This window comes from uncultured Nitratireductor sp., assembly GCF_913053745.1.
Taxonomy (GTDB): domain Bacteria; phylum Pseudomonadota; class Alphaproteobacteria; order Rhizobiales; family Rhizobiaceae; genus Nitratireductor.
In genome coordinates, this window is sequence record NZ_CAJXGF010000003.1 from 53,014 (window position 1) to 74,027 (window position 21,014).

The 21,014-nt window shown below is 58.1% G+C and carries 22 protein-coding genes; 16 read left to right on the forward strand and 6 right to left on the reverse strand.

The features are described 5' to 3' along the window. Window positions 1-240 precede the first annotated feature (240 nt). Window positions 241-867, forward strand: coding sequence for an invasion associated locus B family protein (locus QZ638_RS01285; protein WP_295805969.1), 627 nt, complete (start codon window positions 241-243; stop codon window positions 865-867). A 77-nt stretch (window positions 868-944) separates the two neighbouring features. Here QZ638_RS01285 and hspQ read toward each other — a convergent pair whose 3' ends face one another. Further along, window positions 945-1,277, reverse strand: a complete 333-nt coding sequence (gene hspQ / locus QZ638_RS01290; protein WP_295806006.1) for a heat shock protein HspQ — start codon at window positions 1,275-1,277, stop codon at window positions 945-947. Window positions 1,278-1,440: 163 nt separating this feature from the next. Between hspQ and QZ638_RS01295 the strand changes: the two genes are divergently transcribed. Continuing rightward, on the forward strand, window positions 1,441-2,403 hold the full coding sequence (locus QZ638_RS01295) for an AEC family transporter (RefSeq protein WP_295805972.1): 963 nt from the start codon (window positions 1,441-1,443) through the stop codon (window positions 2,401-2,403). Here the strand turns inward: QZ638_RS01295 and QZ638_RS01300 are convergent. Continuing rightward, on the reverse strand, window positions 2,366-3,586 hold the full coding sequence (locus QZ638_RS01300) for a UbiH/UbiF family hydroxylase (protein ID WP_295805974.1): 1,221 nt from the start codon (window positions 3,584-3,586) through the stop codon (window positions 2,366-2,368). The two genes, QZ638_RS01295 and QZ638_RS01300, sit on opposite strands and share 38 nt — an antisense overlap. A 125-nt stretch (window positions 3,587-3,711) precedes the next feature. On the opposite strand from QZ638_RS01300, the gene QZ638_RS01305 reads away from it, so the two are divergent. The 8 genes from QZ638_RS01305 to QZ638_RS01340 all read left to right on the forward strand — a co-directional run bounded on the left by QZ638_RS01305 (window position 3,712) and on the right by QZ638_RS01340 (window position 11,543). Then, window positions 3,712-4,602, forward strand: a complete 891-nt coding sequence (locus QZ638_RS01305) for a DUF2182 domain-containing protein (protein ID WP_295805976.1) — start codon at window positions 3,712-3,714, stop codon at window positions 4,600-4,602. A 17-nt stretch (window positions 4,603-4,619) separates the two neighbouring features. Further along, entirely contained in the window at window positions 4,620-5,234 is a 615-nt protein-coding gene (locus tag QZ638_RS01310) for a DUF1326 domain-containing protein (protein ID WP_295805977.1), read from the forward strand. 9 nt (window positions 5,235-5,243) lie between these two features. Then, entirely contained in the window at window positions 5,244-5,969 is a 726-nt protein-coding gene (gene pcsA, locus QZ638_RS01315; RefSeq protein WP_295805980.1) for a phosphatidylcholine synthase, read from the forward strand. A 92-nt stretch (window positions 5,970-6,061) separates the two neighbouring features. Beyond that, entirely contained in the window at window positions 6,062-7,657 is a 1,596-nt protein-coding gene (locus QZ638_RS01320) for an ABC transporter ATP-binding protein (RefSeq protein ID WP_295805981.1), read from the forward strand. Beyond that, window positions 7,657-8,754 (forward strand): ABC transporter permease, encoded by a 1,098-nt coding sequence (locus QZ638_RS01325; protein WP_295805983.1) that lies wholly within the window; start codon window positions 7,657-7,659, stop codon window positions 8,752-8,754. Before QZ638_RS01320 ends, QZ638_RS01325 begins: the two co-directional genes overlap by 1 nt. After that, the gene (locus tag QZ638_RS01330; protein ID WP_295805985.1) at window positions 8,747-9,661 is read left to right on the forward strand and encodes an ABC transporter permease; all 915 of its coding nucleotides are present in this window, start codon (window positions 8,747-8,749) and stop codon (window positions 9,659-9,661) included. The genes QZ638_RS01325 and QZ638_RS01330 overlap by 8 nt, the downstream gene beginning before the upstream one ends. Window positions 9,662-9,695: 34 nt before the next feature. Beyond that, the gene (locus tag QZ638_RS01335) at window positions 9,696-10,772 is read left to right on the forward strand and encodes a BMP family ABC transporter substrate-binding protein (protein ID WP_295805986.1); all 1,077 of its coding nucleotides are present in this window, start codon (window positions 9,696-9,698) and stop codon (window positions 10,770-10,772) included. Between the two features lie 135 nt (window positions 10,773-10,907). Next, window positions 10,908-11,543: a glutathione S-transferase family protein gene (locus QZ638_RS01340; protein ID WP_295805987.1), complete on the forward strand. Its 636-nt coding sequence runs from the start codon at window positions 10,908-10,910 to the stop codon at window positions 11,541-11,543. A gap of 30 nt (window positions 11,544-11,573) precedes the next feature. Here the strand turns inward: QZ638_RS01340 and speE are convergent, their stop codons facing one another. Both speE and speD read right to left on the reverse strand, forming a co-directional pair. Beyond that, window positions 11,574-12,434: a polyamine aminopropyltransferase gene (gene speE, locus QZ638_RS01345; protein ID WP_295805988.1), complete on the reverse strand. Its 861-nt coding sequence runs from the start codon at window positions 12,432-12,434 to the stop codon at window positions 11,574-11,576. Continuing rightward, a complete protein-coding gene (speD, locus tag QZ638_RS01350) occupies window positions 12,431-12,994 on the reverse strand; it encodes an adenosylmethionine decarboxylase (RefSeq protein WP_366936192.1) in 564 nt (187 codons plus the stop codon). The genes speE and speD overlap by 4 nt, the downstream gene beginning before the upstream one ends. Before the next feature lie 223 nt (window positions 12,995-13,217). Here speD and QZ638_RS01355 point away from each other — a divergent pair, with 223 nt between their 5' ends. The 6 genes from QZ638_RS01355 (at window position 13,218) to QZ638_RS01380 (ending at window position 19,243) form a co-directional block, all read left to right on the forward strand. Then, window positions 13,218-14,345: a hypothetical protein gene (locus tag QZ638_RS01355; RefSeq protein WP_295805990.1), complete on the forward strand. Its 1,128-nt coding sequence runs from the start codon at window positions 13,218-13,220 to the stop codon at window positions 14,343-14,345. After that, window positions 14,342-14,764, forward strand: a complete 423-nt coding sequence (locus QZ638_RS01360) for a toxin-activating lysine-acyltransferase (protein ID WP_295805991.1) — start codon at window positions 14,342-14,344, stop codon at window positions 14,762-14,764. The genes QZ638_RS01355 and QZ638_RS01360 overlap by 4 nt, the downstream gene beginning before the upstream one ends. 164 nt (window positions 14,765-14,928) lie before the next feature. Further along, window positions 14,929-15,159, forward strand: coding sequence for a hypothetical protein (locus tag QZ638_RS01365; RefSeq protein WP_295805993.1), 231 nt, complete (start codon window positions 14,929-14,931; stop codon window positions 15,157-15,159). A gap of 122 nt (window positions 15,160-15,281) precedes the next feature. Beyond that, on the forward strand, window positions 15,282-16,964 hold the full coding sequence (locus QZ638_RS01370) for a peptidase domain-containing ABC transporter (RefSeq protein ID WP_295805995.1): 1,683 nt from the start codon (window positions 15,282-15,284) through the stop codon (window positions 16,962-16,964). Continuing rightward, window positions 16,951-18,276: an HlyD family type I secretion periplasmic adaptor subunit gene (locus tag QZ638_RS01375; RefSeq protein ID WP_295805997.1), complete on the forward strand. Its 1,326-nt coding sequence runs from the start codon at window positions 16,951-16,953 to the stop codon at window positions 18,274-18,276. The genes QZ638_RS01370 and QZ638_RS01375 overlap by 14 nt, the downstream gene beginning before the upstream one ends. A gap of 91 nt (window positions 18,277-18,367) precedes the next feature. Continuing rightward, window positions 18,368-19,243, forward strand: a complete 876-nt coding sequence (locus QZ638_RS01380; protein ID WP_295805999.1) for an aldose 1-epimerase — start codon at window positions 18,368-18,370, stop codon at window positions 19,241-19,243. Window positions 19,244-19,622: 379 nt separating this feature from the next. Here the strand turns inward: QZ638_RS01380 and QZ638_RS01385 are convergent, their stop codons facing one another. Both QZ638_RS01385 and QZ638_RS01390 read right to left on the reverse strand, forming a co-directional pair. Beyond that, a complete protein-coding gene (locus QZ638_RS01385; protein ID WP_295806000.1) occupies window positions 19,623-20,093 on the reverse strand; it encodes a YbaK/EbsC family protein in 471 nt (156 codons plus the stop codon). Next, on the reverse strand, window positions 20,090-20,917 hold the full coding sequence (locus tag QZ638_RS01390; protein WP_295806003.1) for an MBL fold metallo-hydrolase: 828 nt from the start codon (window positions 20,915-20,917) through the stop codon (window positions 20,090-20,092). The genes QZ638_RS01385 and QZ638_RS01390 overlap by 4 nt, the downstream gene beginning before the upstream one ends. Window positions 20,918-21,014: the final 97 nt, after the last annotated feature.

The following is a 21,014-nucleotide window of genomic DNA, read 5'->3' on the forward strand; positions in this document are numbered from 1 at the left end:
AAGCGGTTCCGTGATTCTCCTCGGAGCCTATCACACAGTGTGCCTTTTTCCGGGCAGCCGGCGCATCGTGTGATGTTTGCCGCACCCCGTCATAAAGTCCATCGAATTGCCCGGACGGGCTGGATTCGCGCTACGCGGCAGTGTAACACGCGCCCGAGGGTCATGCTGTCGCCGCATTTAAACAACAGGTGACGCTATGAACGATATTCTGGCGCTGTGCATTTAGAGGAACTGAGCCATATGAAAAGCCTGAACGCGAAAGCAATCCGCACCCTGTTCGCCCTTGCCGGCGCCGCCTGCGTGGCCGCAAGTGGCATTGGTGTCGCCGCCGCGCAACAGCAGCAGCCGCCTCAGGGTTGGTTCAAGGCCTGCACCAAACAGGAAGACGTGGATATCTGCAACGTGCAGAATGTTCTCGTGGCCGAAACCGGTCAGATGATCACTGGTGTCAGCCTCATCGAAGTGAAGGGCAAGGTGAACCGCAAGGTTTTCCAGATCACCGTCCCGACCGGCCGCATGGTGCCTCCCGGTATTGGCCTGCAGATCGACGGTGGCCAGACGCAGAAGATCGACTATGCGATCTGCCTGCCGGATCGCTGCATTGCCGAAGCTCCGCTCACCGATCAGCTTGTTGCTTCGTTCAAGCGCGGCTCGGAACTGACGCTGACGTCTGTCAACTTCCAGAACCAGCCCAATCCGATCAAGATGACGTTGTCCGGTTTCACCAATGCCTACGATGGCGACCCGCTGCCGCAATCCGACATCGAAGACCGCCAGAAGAAGCTTCAGGACTTTGTGAACAAGAACAACGAAGAGTTTACCGAGAAGCTGCGCGAAGCGCAGGAGAAGGCGAAGCAGTCCGAATAGCTCTCACGCCTTTTCAAGTGCGAACAGAAAACGGGGCCCTTGCGGCCCCGTTTTAATTGCGCCGATGAAGCTTGCTGTTAGTGGTGAATCCGTTCACGTGGTTCATAATGGCCATCGCCGGTTTCCACGAAAAATTCGGCCAACTGCGGATGCCGGACCGGCATGCCGGACTCGTCGGGCATCAGGTTTTGCTCCGATACATAGGCGACATACTCCGTCTCCTCGTTTTCTGCGAGCAGGTGGTAGAAGGGCTGATCCTTGCGCGGGCGCACTTCCTCCGGAATTGCCTGATACCAGGCTTCGGTGTTGTTGAATTCGGGATCAACGTCGAAAATTACACCACGGAAGTCGAACATCCGATGACGAACGACTTGCCCGATGCGAAATTTTGCGGTTCCAATATTTTGCATAATCATACCTCTGACACCTATGTGGCGCAGCAGCCGCCACAATTCAATCCCACGGACTTGACGGGCGGGGTACGCGCGGGCTAGCCGCGATATTTGGGCGAAACGTTTTCGGGTTGCTTGCGCAGATCGATGGTCTGAACAACCGCCCTGGCGGGGATGGGCTATGGCCGGTGTCGCAGGACTTGTTCTGCCGTTTTTCGGATTGATCTTCATCGGCTACGCAGTGGCGCGGCTTAAGCCGCATCCTGCCGATGCGCTTGGCTGGATGAACACGTTTGTCATCTATGTGGCCCTTCCGGCGCTCTTTTTCCAGCTTCTGGCGAAACCCCCCATCGAGCGCTTGACGGAATGGGGCTATATCTTCGGCGCGGTCGCTTCCACCTATATTGTGTTCGCCATCATGTTCGCCGGTTCGCGCCTGATCAGCGGCAGTTCGATCGCTGAGAGCACCATCAAAGGGCTTGCGGCGAGTTACGGCAATATCGGCTATATGGGCCCCGGTCTGGCGCTGCTCGCCTTGGGGGAGGACGCAGCGGTTCCGGTAGCGCTGATCTTTTGTTTCGAAAACATCGTTCACTTCGCGGTCGCGCCGATGATGATGGCGATCTCGGGCGGCGACAAACAGGAGCCTGGGCGACTGTTTCTGGACGTGTTAAGCAAGATTGCCTTGCATCCTTTCATCGTGGCAACCGCGGCAGGTGTTATCGCTGCGGCACTGCATTTTACTCCGCCGCTTCCCGTCGAGCGTCTGCTGGCATATCTCGCATCGGCGGCAGCGCCCTGCGCGCTGTTCGCCATGGGGGTGAGTCTGGCTCTGAGGCCACTCAGGCGTGTGCCTCACGAGGTTGGCGCAATCGTTGGCCTTAAGCTCGTTCTTCACCCGGCGATCTGCTATGTCATGCTGAGCTGGATCGGAAATTTCTCCGAAAGCTGGGTGTTTTCCGCCGTTCTTCTGGCATCTTTGCCCACGGCAACCAATGTATTCGTGATCAGCCAGCAATATGGTGTGTGGATGGAACGCGCCTCCGCCAGCGTGCTCATCACCACGCTGGTTTCGGTGGCCACCGTCACCGCTCTGCTTTATGCGATTACGAACGGGATTCTGCCGCCTGATCTTTTCCCTTGAGCGGCAGAAGGGCGGAAAAACCGCTGCCCGGCCGCATGCCTTCGCGCATGAAAAGCGCGCGCAACGGCGGAATGCTGTCAATGATGCCAAGCCCGGCGCTGCGGGCGATCTGCGCGGGAAGAAGACCCGATAGAAGCGAGGCGTTCAGCAGATTGACCGAATTGCTGCGGGCCAGGACATCGGGACGGCGGAGCGCGTCATACCGCGTCACGGCAGCTGGTGCTCCCGGATCGTCGCGGAATGCGGCGACGACCGCGACGATATCCTCTACGTCGCGGATACCCAGGTTGAGCCCCTGTGCCGAAATGGGCGGAAACACGTGCGCGGCTTCGCCGATCAGTGCGATCCGGTTTTGCCCGAAACGAGACGGCATAAGCGTGCTTAGAGGATAGATCTGGCGTTCGGGCTCCACCGTGACGCGGCCAAGAAACGAGGAAAGCTGTTCCTCGAGCTTAAGCGACAGGGCATTGTCGTTGAGCGTATTCATGGTGTCGGCGTCCTGCGGACGCAGCACCCAGACCAGGCTCGAACGCATCCCGGGCAGGGGCACCTGCGTGCATGGACCGCTTCTCGTATGGAACTCCGTCGAAACGAAACCGTGTTCTCGTGTGTGCTTGAAATTCAGCACGAGAGCCGATTGCGGCAGGGTGCGCGTCCTGGCCGACATGCCGGCGGCCCGACGGGCAGGTGAATTGCGGCCATCGGCGGCGATTGCAAGTTGGGCCGAAAGGCGTTCGCCATTGTCCAGCGTCGCGATCACCCGCTCTGCTTCGCAGGACCACGCGCCAACGAGGCTCTCGTGCCATTCGATCAGCGGAGATCCCTTTGCGGCCTCGGCCAATTCTTCCGAAAGTCGCGCATTGGGGATGTTCAGGCCAAAATACTCCTCACCGATCTCTCCCGCGTGAAAGGTTACGGTCGGGCTGCGCACCAGTCTTCCGGTCGCATCCACCAGACGCATGGCGCGAAGCGGTGCTGTTTCGGGCAGAAGCTTGCCGAGGACCCCCAGCGGTTCGATTGCTTCCAGCGACGGGCGCATCAACGCCACGGTACGCCGATCCCGCCCCCTTGGAACCGGACCGGCAAGCGTCACCGGATAACCGTGATGCGCCAGCAGAAGCGCCGCAATGAGACCAGCGGGCCCGGTTCCTGCGACGAGAATTTTACGGTCACTATCGCCCAAAGCTTTTGATCCATCTATGCTTCTGTCTTCATCGACAGGTACAGTCTGTCTTTGTCATGATGGTGCCGTTCGATGCAAGATTCAACGCGGCGAAAACACCCAGGGAAGAATTGCGGGGTAAAGGCGTGATCCATGAAGAGCCGCATCCGAAGACCTTGGCGGGCACCGGCCGGACCGTTCATCGCCTGTCGCTCATGGCGTTTCCAATTTCTCTCTCGGCGCTGATACTGGCCGTTGTGACTTCCTGGATCCTGCTCGCGCTTATGGGCGGGGGGATTGCCACGATCGAGCCACGGGCTGCAGGCCCAGGAGGGGTTTGGCTTGGCAGTCTTCCGGAAATGCCGTTGCCGGCTTCTCTCGAAACGCTGCTATCGCTCTGCCTGACACCGGTGCAGGTGGGCGGTGGAGCGCGTGTTTTCGCTGTGTTTTCTTTCATGTGGTTCCTTATGGCGTTCGCCATGATGCTGCCCTCTGCAACCCCATTGATCCGTACCTATTGTGAAATTGCCGACACCGCGGCCCGTAAGGATCACAACGTGGTACACCCGCTCGTGCTGGTTGCGGGTTATCTGACCGTCTGGTTGGCGGCATCCATCTGCTTTGCGACGATCGCGCTCGGGGTTGAAGCTTTGTACGATCGCGGCTCCATCCTGTCGCCCTGGACCGGACATGCGGGTGCGATCGTGCTTCTCATCGCCGGTCTCTATCAGTTCTCCGGGCTGAAGGAGGCGTGTCTCGTCAAATGCCGCAATCCCTTTGCCACTCTGTTCGGTCGCTGGAGCACGCGCCCGGCAGCAATCTATCGGCTCGGTTTGCGGCAAGGCCTTTGGTGCCTAGGCTGTTGCTGGGCGCTTATGCTGGTGATGTTCGCGGTTGGCCTGATGAACCTCTTTTGGATGGCGCTTCTCGGTGTTTTCACCATGGTGGAGAAATCTGGTCATAGTCGGATTTTCACACGTGTTTCAGGCGGTCTGCTGCTTGTGTGGGCGCTCGCGCTTCTTGTAGTCTCGGTCTAGAAGAGGGGTCAGATGCAATGGGAAAGAAAGACTGGGCGCTGAAAGGCGAACTGGTGCTGTCATGCAATTGCACCGTATTCTGCCCCTGCGTGCTTTCGCTGGGCAATCATCCGCCCACCGAGGGATATTGTCAGACTTGGGCCGGTTTCCGCATCGATCAGGGACACTATGGCGAGACCGACCTTTCGGGCCTGAATCTCGGCTTGGTGATGGAAATTCCCGGCTATATGAGCCGCGGCAACTGGACCGCCGGTCTCTTTCTCGACGAACGCGCATCGATTTACGCCGAAAAGGCGGTCGGCAAGATCTTTTCCGGCAAGGCAGGTGGCACGACCGGGCTTCTGTCGATTCTCGTTGGCCAGTTTCTCGGCATCCAGCGTGCACCCGTGAGCTACGAGACCGAAGACAAGACCCGTATCTTTCAGATTCCGAAGGTTATCGACGGGGCGATCACGCCGATTGCCGGCAAGGACAAGGATGGCGACACCGTCATCACCAATTCACAATACTGGATCGCACCGGAGATCACCGTTGCACGGTCTGACAAGAGCCGCATGCGTGCCTTTGGGCGCAACTGGAACTTTGCCGGTCGCTCGGCCGAAATATGCCCGCTCGATTGGCGTGGACCCTAGGCAGCCATCATGAAAACCAAGAAAGTCACGGCTCCGCAGGCCAAGGCGTTTTCAGTACATCTCCTGACCGCGTCCGGATCCTTCCTCGCCTTTTTGTCGCTCGTCGCTGCCAGCGAAGAGCGCTGGACCGCCATGTTCTGGTGGCTGGGTTTTGCTCTGTTCGTCGATGGAATAGACGGCCCGATTGCGCGCAAGCTCGATGTGAAGCAGGTCCTCCCCACCTGGTCTGGCGATATGCTCGACAACATCATCGACTACGTGACCTATGTTCTTATCCCCGCCTTTGCACTTTATCAGAGCGGGTTCATGGGGCAGGGACTGTCGTTTCTGTCGGCGGCGATCATCGTCGTCACCAGTGCGATCTACTATGCCGATACCGGAATGAAGACGCGGGAGAACTTCTTCAAGGGCTTTCCCGTGGTCTGGAACATGGTGGTTTTCACGCTTTTCGTGGTTCAACCCGGCGAGCAGGTCGCATTCGCGGTGGTGCTCATCTCTGCGGTGACGACGTTTTTGCCGATTTTTTTCCTGCATCCGGTACGGGTACAGCGCCTGCGCACCCTCAATCTCGCGGTATTTTTTGCCTGGTGCGCTTTCGGTGTGCTGGGGCTTCTTCAAGAGCTCGAGGCCCATCAATTGGTGCGATTGGGTATAGGGATAACTGGCTTATACCTCTTTGCAATCGGTGGCATCATGCAGGTTTGGCCGAATCTGGGGAAAGGACATAAGGGGTAATGGGGCGGTTGTGTTTGAATCTCTTTCAAGGAATGCGGCTCTAATGCGCGGCGAAGCCATCCGCCTATGATTGATCTGGGAACAGAACAAAAATGACCGAAGTGGGAGCCGGCGTGGATCAACGACACGAAGGCGAAGGCGGCGAACTTCTCGAGGTTCGCGGCCTGACAAAGACATTCGGCGCATTGAAAGCTTGCGACGCGATCGATCTTTCGATTGGAAAAGGCGAGATTCATGCGCTTCTTGGCGAAAACGGCGCCGGCAAGTCGACGCTGGTGAAGATGCTGTTCGGTGCGCTCGAGCCGGCGGCCGGTGAAATCCGCTGGAAACGGAGGGTGGTCGCCATCCAATCCCCCGGCGAAGCCCGGCGTCTCGGTATCGGCATGGTTTTTCAGCATTTTTCGCTCTTCGAAGCGTTGACCGCCGCAGAGAACATCATGCTTGCGCTGGATGACACGACACCCATTCTGCAGGTGGCCGAGCGTGCGCGTGAACTTTCCAAAGCCTACGGCCTGCCACTCGACCCCTTTGCCCATGTGGGTGATCTCTCGGTCGGCGAACGCCAGCGCATCGAGATCATCCGTTGCCTCTTGCAAAAGCCGGATCTGATCATTCTCGATGAGCCGACATCGGTTCTCACCCCTCAGGAGGCCGACAGGCTCTTCGAGACGCTGGAAACTCTGCGCGATGAGGGCAAATCGATCCTCTACATCTCTCACCGCCTCGAGGAGGTGAAACGGCTTTGCGACCGGGCGACCGTTCTGCGCCACGGCCGGGTGGTTTCGCATTGTGATCCGAGGCGGGAAACTGCCGCGTCGCTCGCCCGCATGATGGTCGGTGATGAGGTGGATACGGTAAAGCGCGTCGGCAGCGTCGACGCCTCCGGCCAGTCGCTATTGGAGGTCAAGGGACTTAGCCGGCCCGCGGCAAATCCCTTTGCCGTGTCGCTGCGCGAGATCAGTCTTTCGGTGCGCGCCGGCGAGGTCGTGGGGATCGCTGGAGTTGCCGGCAATGGACAGGGAGAACTGTTTGAAGCCCTGTCCGGCGAAGCGCTGCAGGACAAGGCTGGTGCCATCCGCGTTCGCGGCACGGATGCAGGACGGCTTGGGATTTCCGGGCGCCGTCTTCTGGGCGCTGCCTTCGTACCCGAGGAGCGGCTCGGTCACGGCGCGGCACCGCAGATGCGCCTTTCCGAAAATCTTTTCCTGTCACGCCACGTCACCGATGCCGGCGCCTTTGTCGGTGCGCTCGGCACGGTGCGCTCCGGTGCGCTGGCCAACGCCGCCGCACGCATCGTCGAGGCCATGGATGTGCGGAAGGGCGGGGAAGACCCAGAAGCCTCAGCGCTGTCCGGCGGCAATCTGCAGAAATTCATCATTGGTCGTGAGCTCGACCGCCAGCCCGCGGTAATGATCGTCAACCAGCCCACCTGGGGTGTCGATGCCGGCGCTGCCGCTCGTATCCGACAGGCGTTGATCGATCTGGCACGCTCGGGTTCGGCTGTTCTGGTCATCAGCCAGGATCTGGATGAGTTGTTCGAGATCTGTGATTCCGTCGCGGTGATGCATGATGGCCGCCTGTCCGCTCCAGTGCCCATCGCGGAAGCGACCTTCGAGAAAATTGGTCTGTTGATGGGGGGTGCCACGCCGGAGCGCGCCGAACCGCCAGAAAAAGCGGAGACGGCATAATGCGACTGGAACTCGTCAAGCGACCGCAGCACTCGGTTCTTTTTAGCGCCGTTTCCCCCCTGATCGCACTGCTTCTAACCATGATCGCCGGCGCGATCATGTTCTCCGTTCTCGGCAAAAATCCGCTCGATGCGCTCTATTATTATTTCATCGATCCGTTGCGGGAGACTTGGTCCCTGCATGAACTCGCGATCAAGGCAGCGCCTCTCATCCTGATCGCGGTCGGGCTGTCGGTTTGCTTCCTGTCCAACAACTGGAACATTGGCGCCGAGGGACAATTCATCGCCGGTGCGGTTGCCGGCAGCATACTTCCTGTCGTGTTGCCGGATTTTCAGAATTGGCTCGTTTTGCCGCTGATGCTCGTGATGGGCATTGCCGGCGGTGCGACCTATGCCGCCGTGCCGGCTTTCCTGAAGGCTCGTTTCAACACCAATGAGATCCTGACCAGCCTGATGCTGGTCTATGTGGCTCAACTGTTTCTCGACTGGATCGTGCGCGGTCCATGGCGCGATCCCGGCGGAATGAACTTTCCCGAAACACGCGATTTTCACACCTTCGCTGTACTGCCCGAACTCATGCCGTCCGCCGGTCGGGCGAACTGGGGCATTATCTTTGCCATCCTCGCCGCTTTGTGTCTGTGGTTCATCCTGCGTAGGACACGCAAAGGATTCGAAATCCGGGTTCTCGGGCAAAGTCCGAGGGCAGGGCGCTTTGCCGGGTTCAGTTCTCCAAGAATGATAATGCTGGCCTTCCTGATTTCTGGGGGCCTCGCAGGGCTTGCCGGCATTTCGGAGGTGGCCGGCGCGATCGGCCAGCTCCAGCCTTCCATTTCGCCGGGCTATGGATTCACGGCGATCATCGTCGCTTTTCTTGGCCGGTTGAACCCGCTGGGCATAGTCGCAGCCGGTTTCGTTCTGGCGCTGTCCTATCTCGGCGGTGAAGCGGCGCAGATATCCCTCGGTCTCTCGGACAAGGCAGCCCGCGCCTTTCAGGGAATGCTGCTTTTCTTCGTTCTGGGCTGCGACACGCTGATCCATTATCGCATCCGCTTTGTCGGACGCGCGCCGCGGGCCAGGGAGGCCATCGACCATGCTTGAATCCGTTCTGGTGACGATCGCCACGGCCGCCACACCGCTCTTGATCGCCGCCATAGGCGAATTGGTGGTCGAACGCTCGGGCGTTCTCAATCTTGGTGTGGAAGGCATGATGGTGATGGGCGCCGTGACCGGTTTCGGAATAGCCATCACCACCGGCTCGCCATGGCTCGGTGTATTCGCCGCTATTCTGGTAGGGGCTGCCTTTGCGCTGCTCTTCGGATTTCTGACGCTGACACTCGTCACCAACCAGGTGGCGACCGGGCTGGCATTGACGCTCTTGGGACTTGGGGTCTCAGGCATGATCGGTGAAGCCTTCATCGGCCTGCCGGGCGTTAAAATGGCGCCATGGGTCATCCCCGGTCTGTCGGATTTGCCGGTGGTCGGGCGTTTCCTGTTTGCTCAGGCTCCGCTGTTCTACGTCTCGATTCTTCTCGTCATCGGCGTCGGCTATTTTCTGTTCAGAACGCGCGCCGGGCTGACACTGCGTTCGGTGGGAGACAATCACGATTCAGCGCATGCGCTGGGTATCCGTGTGATCGGTGTGCGCTACGCGGCGGTGCTGTTCGGTGGTGCGTGTGCCGGGCTCGCGGGTGCTTACCTGTCGCTGGTCTATACGCCGCAGTGGATTGAGAACATGACCGCCGGCCGCGGCTGGATCGCCTTGGCGCTGGTCGTGTTCGCCTCCTGGCGGCCGTGGCGCGTGTTGGCGGGCGCCTATCTGTTCGGCGCGGTCTCGATCGGTCAATTGCATGCACAGGTAATCGGCGTTTCGGTGCCGTCGCAGCTCCTGTCGGCCTTGCCTTATCTGGCGACGATCGCCGTTCTTGTACTAATCTCGCGCAACCGGCGGCTGACGATGGTCAACACGCCCGCCTGCCTGGGCCGGCCCTTTGTGCCTGCCCGTTAAGACCTGCACTCAGACAACAGAGAGGACGTCAACAATGAAGAAACTCATTATGGCTCTCGCCGCAAGCACTGCGGCTCTTGCGTTCGCTTCGGCACCCGCCGCCGGTCAGGACAAGACCAAGGCCTGCTGGATTTATGTCGGCCCCATCGGTGACTTCGGCTATTCCTACCAGCATCATCAGGGATTGCTCGACGTTGAAGAGCATTTTGGCGACAAGGTCGAGACCGCTTATCTCGAAAGCGTGCCGGAAGGAGCGGACGCCGAGAGAGCACTGGAGCGTTTCGCCCGTTCGGGTTGTGACATCATCTTCGCGACCTCCTTCGGCTTCATGGATCCGGTGCAGAAGGTCGCAGCGAAATTTCCCGACATCAAGTTCGAGCACGCGACCGGTTTCAAGCGCGATCATGCCAACGTCGCGACCTATAATTCGCGCTTTCATGAAGGGCGCTATGTGCAGGGCGTAATCGCGGCGAAGATGTCCGAGACAGGCAGTGCCGGCTATATTGCCTCTTTCCCGATCCCCGAGGTCGTGATGGGCATCAATGCTTTCATGCTCGGTGCGCAGTCGGTCAACCCGGATTTCAAGGTCAAGATTGTCTGGGCGAACACCTGGTTCGATGCTGGCAAGGAAGCCGATGCGGCCAAGGCTTTGCTCGATCAGGGCGTCGACATCATCACCCAGCACACCGATTCCACCGCACCTTTGCAGGTCGCCGCCGAACGCGGCATCAAGGGTTTCGGCCAGGCGTCGGACATGATCAAGTTCGCCCCCGAAACGCAGTTGACCTCCATCGTTGATGATTGGGGGCCTTATTACATCGAACGTGTCCAGGCGGTCATGGATGGCTCCTGGGAACAGCAAGACGTCTGGGGCGGTATGAAGGACGGGCACGTGGTGATGGCGCCCTACACGAACATGCCTGATGATGTGAAGGCGGACGCGGAGGCCATCGAAGCGAAGATCAAGGATGAAGGCTTCAACCCCTTCACCGGCCCCGTTTACAAGCAGGATGGAACGCTGTGGCTTGAAGAGGGCCAGGCTGCGCCTGACGGTGAGGTGCTGAGCATGAATTTTTACATCAAGGGCGTCGACGATCAGTTGCCCAACTGAATGTTGAACCTCGGCAAAATCGAAAAAGGCGGCCTTAGCCGCCTTTTTTGCATCTAATCGAAACCATCGTGAACATCCTGACAGTCCCTTGTCAGGATGGCTTTGATAGCTTGCGCAGGCAGAAGGAGAAACACGATGTTGACGTTCTATCATGCGCCCTGGTCGCGCTCTTCCGGCATCCTTTGGCTGTTGGAAGAGCTGCAAGTACCTTATGAATTCGAAATGATCGACATTCGTGCGCGTGAAGGCGTGCCGGAAAGCTACAGGTCGATCCAACCCAACAAAAAGGTTCCTGCCATAGTTCACGATGGACAGGTGGTAACCGAGCGCGCTGCAATAACCATATACCTCGCAGACCGCTTCCCGCAGGCGGGGCTGGCGCCGGCAATTGAGGATTCTGATCGAGCCGCCTATCTCACGGCGTTGGTTTATTGCGACTCCGTCTTCGATCCGGCCATATGCGCGCATGTGCAAGGCCTGAAATATGAAAGCAACCATTATGCGTTCGGCACGTTCGCCGACATGCTCGCCTATATCGAACGCAGGCTTGCCAGACATCCATTCGCTGCGGGCGGACGCTTCACTGCGGCCGATACACAGCTCGCATCCGGGATCAATTATACGATGAACATCTTGCGCGCTTTACCGGAGAAGCCGGTCTTCAAGGAGTATTTGGCGCGGGTAGAGACACGTCCGGCCTTTCGCAAGGCGCAACAGATCGATATGGAACTCGCCGCCAAGGTACCGTTCTTTTCGGGGCAAGAGGCATAAGAAACAAAAAACGGGCCCAAAGGCCCGTTGTCATCTCGAAGCCTCATGGAGCAATGTCTCGATGAAGCGCGGCAACGCGAAGGCTGCCTTGTGATGCGCGGGTGTATAATACCGCGTCTCGATCCCTGCCATGCGCTCGACCAGTATCTCTTCACCGATCGACAGCGTGTCTGGTGCGTCCGTTGACCATCCGAGCGTCATATGTCCGCCGAAATAGGTGGGCACGGAGACCAGATAGCAACTTGTCGTTTCGAACACGGAAGATAGCCTTCGCATCGCGTCCGAGAATTCGTCGGGTTGAAGAAATGGCACGCCGTTTTGAGTGACGACGATGCCACCGGGACGCATGATGCGCTTCAGGTTCCGATAAAATTCTGCCGTAAACAAAACCGCACCGGGGCCGGTGGGATCCGTCGAGTCGACGAGGATGACATCGAAGCGCTGTTCCGTCTGCGCTACGAAGGCTGCCCCGTCGGCGATCTCCACCTGGAAACGCGGATCGTTGAACACCGGCGCGTTGAAGTCCGAAAAATGTTCCCGCGAGAAATCGAGTACGGAAGCGTCGATTTCGACCTGGGTGAGGGTGCCGACACGTCTGTGCTTCAACACCTCTTCCGCAAGGCCGCAATCGCCACCGCCGATGATGAGCACGTCTTTGGGATTTTCATGTGCGGCGAGGGGCACATGCGCAAGCATCTCATGATACATGAACTCGTCGCTGCTGGTGACCTGCACCGCCCCGTCGAGCACCAGAACCTTGCCGAAAATCGCGTTTCGGATCAAGGCGAGCTGGTGATGTCCCGTGCCTTCCTCATAGAGCACTTCATCGACATCGAAAACCATGCCAACACCGTCATGCAGGGTCTCCGATATGGTCTTGCGTCCGCTCACGCGTTCCGCCCTCGCAGCAACTCGTTCACGTCCATCCGTCCGGGCGCAAACGCTTCTTGCAAAACATCGATGCAGCGCTCCGGCTGCGCATCGCCGCACATGAAGATATCCAGCGCTGCGTAATGCCGCTCGGGCCAGGAATGAATCGAGATATGGCTTTCCGCCAAAACGGCAACCCCGCTTATCCCGCCATTCGGCTCGAACGGGTGCAGGTGAATATGCAGCAACGTCGCACCCGCTGCATTAACGCAGTCGATGAGCGTTTGTTGAATGTAGGGCAGATCATCGAGACGATCGGCCTCGAAGAGATCCACAATGAAATGAGAGCCGGCGCACAGAACGCCATCCTTCTCGATAAAGTGATCCTTGTCGTCGCAATCCGCAGATGCGGGCTGCGCTGTGATGCTTTCTTCCTTTTGGGCGGTGTTCAGTACAACTGAATCCATCCCCAATTGGAAAAGGGCGTCTTGAGACATGGCGTCCTCTCCAACCAGCAGATGCTCAACCTGATCATTCAGGATTGGCCCGTATATAAGCAACGAAACGGGGGACGCAAGCATAATCCCAGCCGTTTTCCAGCGATGGCGAAGGACGGCGGATCAAATTTAATGGTTAGCTCCGCCGAGATGAGATAATATACAAAAGAAAAAATTCGCTTCGTTAACTGGTATTTCAACGATATAAAATCCATGAAATCTCCAAAATATTTCCACATTTGCTTATTAAGTTCAGATTTGATTGAAGTGATTTTTTATAATAAATATTATCGCAAATTTTGCTCCCATGGATGATTGTTTTTCTGATTGGCTTGAAGTCAACTGCATCGATGAGATGCTTGTCAGACGAAATTTAGTTGATCGCGAACTGCCGATTTTTCTCCCCGATATCGCGACGGTTCCCGAAGCAGAGGTCCCGCGCCTGTCTTCCGAAGAGGCCTGGGCGCTTTCGGCTGCCGCACTAAACGCCGCCATACCCGAGCTCAAACGGATGATTCGCTTTGTCGAAAAGCGCGTTCCACGCTGCCTTGAACCGCAGCTGGAAAAACCGGTGCAGCCCTTTACCTATGATCGCGCAGGAAAGCGTCTGCCCTTCGTCAGCTGCGCGTACCGCGGAACAGCTTCCGACCTTCTCACGGTAGCGCACGAGTTTTCACACGCCTTGCAGATTGTGGGGTCAGCGGGTTCGACCATGCCGCCTTTGGCGCGGGAAGTGTGTGCGTTCCTCGGAGAGCTGGCGCTTTTGCACTGGGTGCGCCGATCGCAGCCAGTTTTATCGCCATGCCTGGAGCGCGCCTGGTTCGAGGACAATTCCCATTACTTTGGCAAGCATCTGAAATCGCTTGGCAAAGCATTGAATGAGGGGAGTGAGATCTATGACTACGGGTGGAATTATCCGATTGCCCGCCTTTTGGCTGTTTCGATTAACGGGCAGTGGAGCGGCGAAGAACTCGCCGGGCTCTTTCGTGGCGGAGCACAGGCGCCGGCTTTGCTGGCTCGCTGTCTCGAGCGAGCTCAAATTTTACCGCAACGTTTCGTTCTGCCGGTGATGCGCAGCGGTGGCGGGAGATCTGTCTGTCTTTATCGGCAGATGGGAAGCATCTTGCTGATCGATCTTCAAGATCCGGCGGGCGAGAGGGCAGAAGAATCGATTGCGCAACGTTACGCGTTTCTTTTGAAATGTATGCAGACCCAGAGTCTGTTTCTGGCGCTCGACCGCCAGCAAGTACCGATGGGATACGTGACGTGGGGATGCGATGAAGATGCAGGCGAGGCGTGCCCGATCGAATGCCACGCTGCCGACATGGAAAGATTGCCGCAATTGCTGTCCTCGCTCGAGCGTCATTTTCCAGAAGTGACGGCGCGCCTGCGTCGAATGTCGCAGCCACCGTCGGCCGGGGGAGCGTTTCCGTGAGCACCATCGATATTTATGCCGGCATGGGCTACGTGCTCGAGCTTCTTGCTCGGTCGCCGAGCCATCACGCCTTTTCCTATCGGGCATACCTGGAGGTGGAGATATTGCCGCCCTTGCAGCTCGGTCAGGCGCGCTTCTATCTGACGCATGACGGGATTCCGACCGGATTCGTCAGTTGGGCGCTATTGAACGACGATACGGAGTATTCGGTCACTCACACAGGACGAGCGTTGGAGCGTGGCGAATGGAGAAGTGGCGACAACCTGTTCTTCAACGACTTCATCGCGCCCTACGGCACATCCCGTGAGATCATCGCAGACTTGCGGACAAACATTTTTCCAGGCAGGCGCGCAAGCAGCGTCCGCAGGCACCCCGACGGTAGGCTCCGGAACGTCAAGCACTGGAGAAGCTCGGGATAATTGATCATTCGGGCCCGCACGGCGTTCTTTCTCCGTCCGCGGTCAGGGAAGAATGTTCTCGATGCACGTCGCATCGGGTGCATGCCGATGAATATTGCGCATCGGTTCAACCGCCGGTTCTCCGGCTTAATACTCAAAAGTGATTTTGAAAAATGAGGTTATCAATGTCTGTAGAATTCGATTTTCATGGCGGAGATATACAGTCTCCCGTCAGTTTTGGTGGCGGCGGGGCAACCAAAGGTGTGGCAACGAGCGTTGGTTCGATCGTCGGTGCTCTTCTTGGAGGCGCTATTGGGGGGGTCTTCGGCAGCGTTCCCGGCGCGGAAGTCGGTGGCGTGGTCGGGAACACCGTCGGCGGGCTTATCGGCGGTGTGATCGACGACGCGGTGGCCTGATCCGAAATTGCGTTAAGACGCACCGCGCGGCGCTAAACTCTCAGCGCTGACAGGGCAGGGGCCGCAAATTGTCTTGCGGCCCCTGCCACCGTCCAGCGCCATCTGACTGGCTGTTCCATTCAATGACACAAAGCACTTCTGCGTCCGATGATGGCGTTCCGCTGTCGTGGTTCGGCACGACGCTGCGCAAGCATATTCCGCTGTATGCGGAACTCACTTTTCTCGCCATCTGCGTCCGATTGATCGGACTTCTGGAACCCTTTGTCTTTCAGGTCGTGATTGACCGGATTTTGCCGTTCCAGCGCGAAGCGTCCTTAATCGTCGTCGTCATCGTTTTGATCGGCGCGAATCTTTTTCAATCCGGGTTTAGCCTTCTCGCGGCATTTCTCGGCGTCTCCGTGGCCAACCGGCTTACTTCGGAACTGGGGGCGCGGCTGTTCGATCATTTGTTTCGATTACCCTTACAGCATTTCCGTAAATGGCCAGTCGGCGAAACCCTGTCTCGGATTGGTGAAACGGACACGATTCGCGCGTTTCTTGTCGGCGTAACCACCGGGGCGTCGCTGGACCTGTTCTTTATCGCGATCTACATCGCGGTGCTTTTGTCGATTTCAGGCAAACTGACACTGGTTGTAGCCGCCGCGTTACCGGTTCAAGCGCTGCTTTATCTGGTCGTCGGGCCGCTGTTGAGAAAACGCCTGCGGGCTCAATTCGATGCCGGTTCGCACCATCAGGCACGGATGGTCGAAAATCTGTCAGGCATGACTGCGGTGAAAGCGCTGACGGCGGAGGCCGTTATGCTGTCGCGCCTGCGTGAGACCCTTTCGCAAACACTGCAGGCTTCCCGACGGGTTTACACGATGAACGCCGTCAGCGGTCAATTGGCCACTCTCTGCGAGAAAGGCGTCTTCATTGCTGTCATTTATATCGGCGCGCAACAGGTCTTTGCCGGAGAGCTCACACTTGGTCAGCTCATTGCATTTCAATTGATCGCCGAGAAGATTGCCGCGCCCATCGCCGGCTTTTCAAAGCTCTGGCAAGATTGGCAAAATCTTCGCGTTTCCCGTCAGCGCCTGGGCGACATATTGCGCAGCCCCCGTGAGCCTTTCGGGCAAGGAGACACCCTTCCGGCCGAAGTCGAACCGCGTCTCGAGTTCCGTTCGGTAACCTTTGCTTATGCCCCGGATCAAGAACCCGTGCTCCATAATGTGACTGTCGCCGCAGAACCTTACACCTGCACGCTCGTGATTGGCCCGTCGGGCGTTGGAAAATCCACCTTTGGACGACTCGCCGCAGGACTGGAAACTCCGCAAAGCGGTGCCGTATGCATCGGCGGTGCGGCGCTTTCGACGTTCGAACCGGAAAGCGTCCGCTCGCGTATCGTCTACGTGCCCCAGGAGCCGTATCTTTTTTCCGGAACCCTGCGCGAAAACTTGATGCTCAAGTGCCCGGAGACCTCCGAGGCAGAACTGATGGATGCGCTGTGCATCGCCGCTGCCGGCGATTTACCCGGGCGATTGCACCAGGGCCTCGACACACCGGTCGGCGAGCGGGGTGCCGCGCTCTCCGGCGGCCAACGGCAGCGCGTGGCGATCGCACGCGCCATATTGCAGAATCCGTCCATTCTCATACTCGACGAACCGACCAGCGCACTCGATGATGCCGCGCAGCGTCGTTTGGTGCATGAGCTCATGCAGCTAAGGCGCGTGCGAACGCTCATCGTCATCACACACCGGCCTGACATGTTCTCGGGCGCGGATCACGTTATCGATTTCGCCGTGGGAGGCTCGAATGCGCATCCATGACGAGCCGGGTCTTTCGTCACCGACCTTACACGCCACGGCCCTTCTCAGCGTTGCCGTGTTCTTTGTCATGCTGATCGCGGCATGCGTCATGCATGTGGAGATTACCGCACGTGGAACGGTTCGGCTCGTGCCGCTCGACCGAGTCCAGACGGTGCAGGCCGAGTATGCCGGCTCCATCACACGGATTCTCGTTCGCGATGGCGCGAAGGTTGAGCGGGGAGATCTGTTGATAACACTCGATGCGACCGCCGCTCGCGCGGAACGAATGAGGCTGATCGAAGAAGAAAGCCGGTTGAAAAGAGAGAATGTGCGCCGGGCTGCATTCCTGTCCGGTATTCTTCAGATGAGGGAAGGGGTGTTTGGCTCTCGCGACACGCCCGGTCTGGCAAGTTTGCGAGAGAATGTCGACGATAAGGGTCTCCAAGCCACACAAGCGCGTATGCTCGCCGCCGAGTTGAGGAGTTTCGCGGACGATGTGGCCCGCGCCGATGCCCGTATCGAGGTCAACCGCAAAGCGCTCGATGTTTTAAAGGGGAAGATCGTTCAGACCGATGCGGCCTTGGCCGTTCAGCAGGAGCGTCTGCTCGCCGCGGAAAAACTCATGGCAAACGGGATATCTTCGCGCGAGGCATATCTGAAAGTGCGTTCGGTCTATGACGAATTGAAAAGCGAAAGAAGCGTCATTCAGAGCCAGATCGCGCAGACGGACGCGGAAGCGTCTGTGCTTGAAACGGAGCGGGCAGGTCTGTTCAGTACAAGCCGCAACAAGGCGCTGCAGCGTTGTGACGAGATTGCCTCGCGATTGGCCGCACTACGCCAGGAACGTCGCACGCTCGACGAACGGGTTGCCGCCGCCAGTCTGGCGGCTCCGGTCTCCGGTACAGTCGAGCAGCTCAAGGTCTCGACCATCGGAGGCGTCGTTCAGCCCGGCCAGGATCTGATGCAGATCGTGCCTCAAGACAGCAAACTGGAACTGGAAGCGCTGTTCTCCAACGAAGATAGCGGCTTTCTGGAGGTTGGCCAGAAAGCACGCATCCGTTTGGACGCGTATCCGGCGGAGCGTTTTGGCGCTGTGATGGCCACGGTCACCGACATAGCTGCCGATGCCATAGAAATGGGAACATCCGGCCGCTGGGGATTTATCGTGCGTCTGAAGCCGGATACCGATTCACTGCCGTCGCCATCTGGCCGTCTGGTATTGCGGCCCGGCATGACCGGCAGTGTTGATGCGATCACCGGAAAACGTCGTCTGATAAGCTATTTTCTCGCCCCGATTACGGCACAGTTCAGCCGAAGCCTTGGAGAGCGTTGACTTCAAGCCCCTTTCTTCTGTCCGATGCCGTGGCTTCAACGAACTGCTTGCTGTATGCCTGTTTGCGTCGGTTGGAACCGAAGGAGTGACGGTGGACAATATTATCGTAATGCGAAGTGAGGATCTGCGCGTTCGCGTCTCACCGCGCTTCGGAACGGTGCTCGACGGGTATCATCGGAACGGTCGCCCGTTTCTCCGGCCCTTTGCCGGGCAGGGCGCGTCCTTCGCTCCGACGGATACGGCCTGTTTTCCAATGGTCCCGTTCTCGAATCGAGTTGGCGGCAACGCGTTTGCTTACGAAGGCCGCGAATACTCATTCGAACCAAACGATGCGTCTCCGTTTTATCTGCACGGTGAAGGATGGCTCAGCGATTGGACGGTTACCGAAAGCGCATCTGATGCGATCGTTCTCACCCTGCGGCGTACCGATGATGCGCGCTCGCCATATGCCTACGAAGCGACACAGCGCCTTACGCTTGACGGCAGCCGCATGACGATGAGGCTGGAGGTGGAGAACCGGGCACGCCACGCCATGCCGTTCGGACTGGGTTTCCACCCTTACTTTCCCCGTACGCCGCAGATGACCCTTCAGGCCTCGGCCAGATCCTGGTGGACGGAAGACGACTATCATGTGCCGGATCGAAACGAACCGCTTCCGGACACGGTTGACTTTTCAAAGGCGCGACAGCTTCCCCATTACGGGCTCAACAACTGCTTTGAGGGGTGGGACCGGTTTGCGGCTCTCAACTGGCCTGAAAATGGCTTGCTCGCAACCATCGAGGCCGATTCTGTGTTTTCACGTTACATGCTCTTTTCACCGCCTCCGGACTTTGCTTTCCTTTGTTTCGAACCGATGAGCCACACCGCAAACGGCTTTCATCACCCCAATTTTGGCGGACTGATCAAACTGGCGCCGGGCGAAAGCATGAGTGGTGAGATGCGGATAACGGTTGGGGAAATCTCGTGACCGGTGCATTCTTCGGAGATGTGCAGGTCGCAGTGGCCGATAGAAAAACCGATCAGCGGCGTGTCCGAGGTGAATTTCCGCCGGAAACGGACAACGCGCGTTCACTTTCCTGCCATGCCTGCCTGCGTCCAGTATGAGATGTGGTTCAGGCTCGCGACTGCGCATTGCGAGAAACACGCCTCGCCATGGCCGAGCACGCACCACCGCCTGAGACATGAGACACACACAGTTCGGGTAGGGGCGAGTAATGTAGTGGTGACGGCCGTCGCCGTTCTCTCAGCTCTTCCGCAAATGTTCCCATGTCAATAAGTTGCATAAGATAGATTATGGAACTTTCTCGAGTGCGGAAATGGTCCGGTATTTCAGAAACACGTGTCTCTCACGTGGAGATATCGGCCTTCTCGACCCCGGCTGCCTTGAAAAGACGTTCGGGCTCCGCTGAGAAAACGGCGTCGTGTGCGCCTGCTGCGGCCCAGACGATTTCGAAGTCGAGAAGCCTCTGATCGCCGTACCGCGCAACATCGTCCGGTTGCCCCAATGGTGATACACCCCCAATGGCAAAGCCGGTCACGTCGCGAATATGCCGTGGATCGGCCCGTTTGAGCGCGTCGCCCACAAGAGCCGACGCCTTTGCGATATCGAGTTGGCGGTCACCGGACACCAGGAAGAGATAAAGCTTGTCGCTTTCCTCGCCCTGAAAGATCAGCGACTTCACGATCTGCGCGACGGTACACCCACATTGTCTTGCGGCTTCCTCGGCTGTTCGCGTGGATTCGCCCATACGCTTGATCTCTATGGATAATTCGGCTGCTTCGGCAGCCGCCTGGACGCGCTTGATGCTCTTGCTCATCGAGTGTCTTTCTCCTCCACTGGAATCTCAATCACCATGCCGTCGAAAGCTGGCTCGACATCCTTCGGTGTTTCACGCAGCACGGTTTCGTAATCCAGCGGAATATGCATGTGCGTGAGCACTGCGCGCTTCGGTTTAAGACGATCGACCCAGTCGAGCGCTTCGGCAAGCGAGAAATGGCTTGGATGTGGACGATACTGGAGCGCATCGATAATCAGAACATCGGCTCCTGCGATCTGGTCCGGCGTATCGTCGGGAAACTGGCTGACATCGGGACAATAGGCAAAACCGCCGATGCGATAGCCGAGCGATAGTATATCACCGTGAATTTGCGGCAGCGGCTGAAACGTCAGTCGACCGCCGTCGCCATCGATAAAAAACGGCTGATCGTGATTGATCGGATGTGCTTTTAGGATTGGTGGATAATTGCTGCCCGGTGGTGTTTCGAAGCAATAGCCGAACGCCTCGTTGAGACGTTCCAGCGTCGGCTTGTCTGCATAGATATCCATGAGTTGACGCTGATTTATCACAAAACCGCGCAAATCGTCGATGCCGTGAATATGATCGGCATGAGGATGCGTGTAAACGGCTGCATCCAGTCGATCGACACGGGCTGCAATCATCTGTTCCCGAAAATCGGGGCCGGTATCGATCACAACCCGTGTTGTGCCGCCGCTTGCAGAGATACGCTCGATCATTGCTGCGCAGCGCCGTCGCCGATTCCTCGGGTTGCCTGGATCACACGCGCCCCAATCGCCGGTGATGCGCGGTGTTCCAGGTGAGGAACCGCATCCCAAAATCGTCAGGCGCAGAGTGTCGCTCACTGCGTGACGTCCCGCGGTACCTTGGAGAACAACCGGAAGAAGTTGTCCGTCGTTAGAGCCGCCACCTGCGCATCGGACAGTCCGATCGTATCGGCCA

Coding starts and splice junctions, on each gene's coding strand:
- QZ638_RS01285 (WP_295805969.1), top strand. CDS start 241: ATGAAAAGCCTGAACGCGAAAGCAATCCGCACCCTGTTCGCCCTTGCC.
- hspQ (WP_295806006.1), bottom strand. CDS start 1,277: ATGCAAAATATTGGAACCGCAAAATTTCGCATCGGGCAAGTCGTTCGT.
- QZ638_RS01295 (WP_295805972.1), top strand. CDS start 1,441: ATGGCCGGTGTCGCAGGACTTGTTCTGCCGTTTTTCGGATTGATCTTC.
- QZ638_RS01310 (WP_295805977.1), top strand. CDS start 4,620: ATGGGAAAGAAAGACTGGGCGCTGAAAGGCGAACTGGTGCTGTCATGC.
- pcsA (WP_295805980.1), top strand. CDS start 5,244: ATGAAAACCAAGAAAGTCACGGCTCCGCAGGCCAAGGCGTTTTCAGTA.
- QZ638_RS01320 (WP_295805981.1), top strand. CDS start 6,062: ATGACCGAAGTGGGAGCCGGCGTGGATCAACGACACGAAGGCGAAGGC.
- QZ638_RS01325 (WP_295805983.1), top strand. CDS start 7,657: ATGCGACTGGAACTCGTCAAGCGACCGCAGCACTCGGTTCTTTTTAGC.
- QZ638_RS01330 (WP_295805985.1), top strand. CDS start 8,747: ATGCTTGAATCCGTTCTGGTGACGATCGCCACGGCCGCCACACCGCTC.
- QZ638_RS01335 (WP_295805986.1), top strand. CDS start 9,696: ATGAAGAAACTCATTATGGCTCTCGCCGCAAGCACTGCGGCTCTTGCG.
- QZ638_RS01340 (WP_295805987.1), top strand. CDS start 10,908: ATGTTGACGTTCTATCATGCGCCCTGGTCGCGCTCTTCCGGCATCCTT.
- speD (WP_366936192.1), bottom strand. CDS start 12,994: ATGCTTGCGTCCCCCGTTTCGTTGCTTATATACGGGCCAATCCTGAAT.
- QZ638_RS01355 (WP_295805990.1), top strand. CDS start 13,218: ATGGATGATTGTTTTTCTGATTGGCTTGAAGTCAACTGCATCGATGAG.
- QZ638_RS01365 (WP_295805993.1), top strand. CDS start 14,929: ATGTCTGTAGAATTCGATTTTCATGGCGGAGATATACAGTCTCCCGTC.
- QZ638_RS01370 (WP_295805995.1), top strand. CDS start 15,282: ATGACACAAAGCACTTCTGCGTCCGATGATGGCGTTCCGCTGTCGTGG.
- QZ638_RS01375 (WP_295805997.1), top strand. CDS start 16,951: ATGCGCATCCATGACGAGCCGGGTCTTTCGTCACCGACCTTACACGCC.
- QZ638_RS01385 (WP_295806000.1), bottom strand. CDS start 20,093: ATGAGCAAGAGCATCAAGCGCGTCCAGGCGGCTGCCGAAGCAGCCGAA.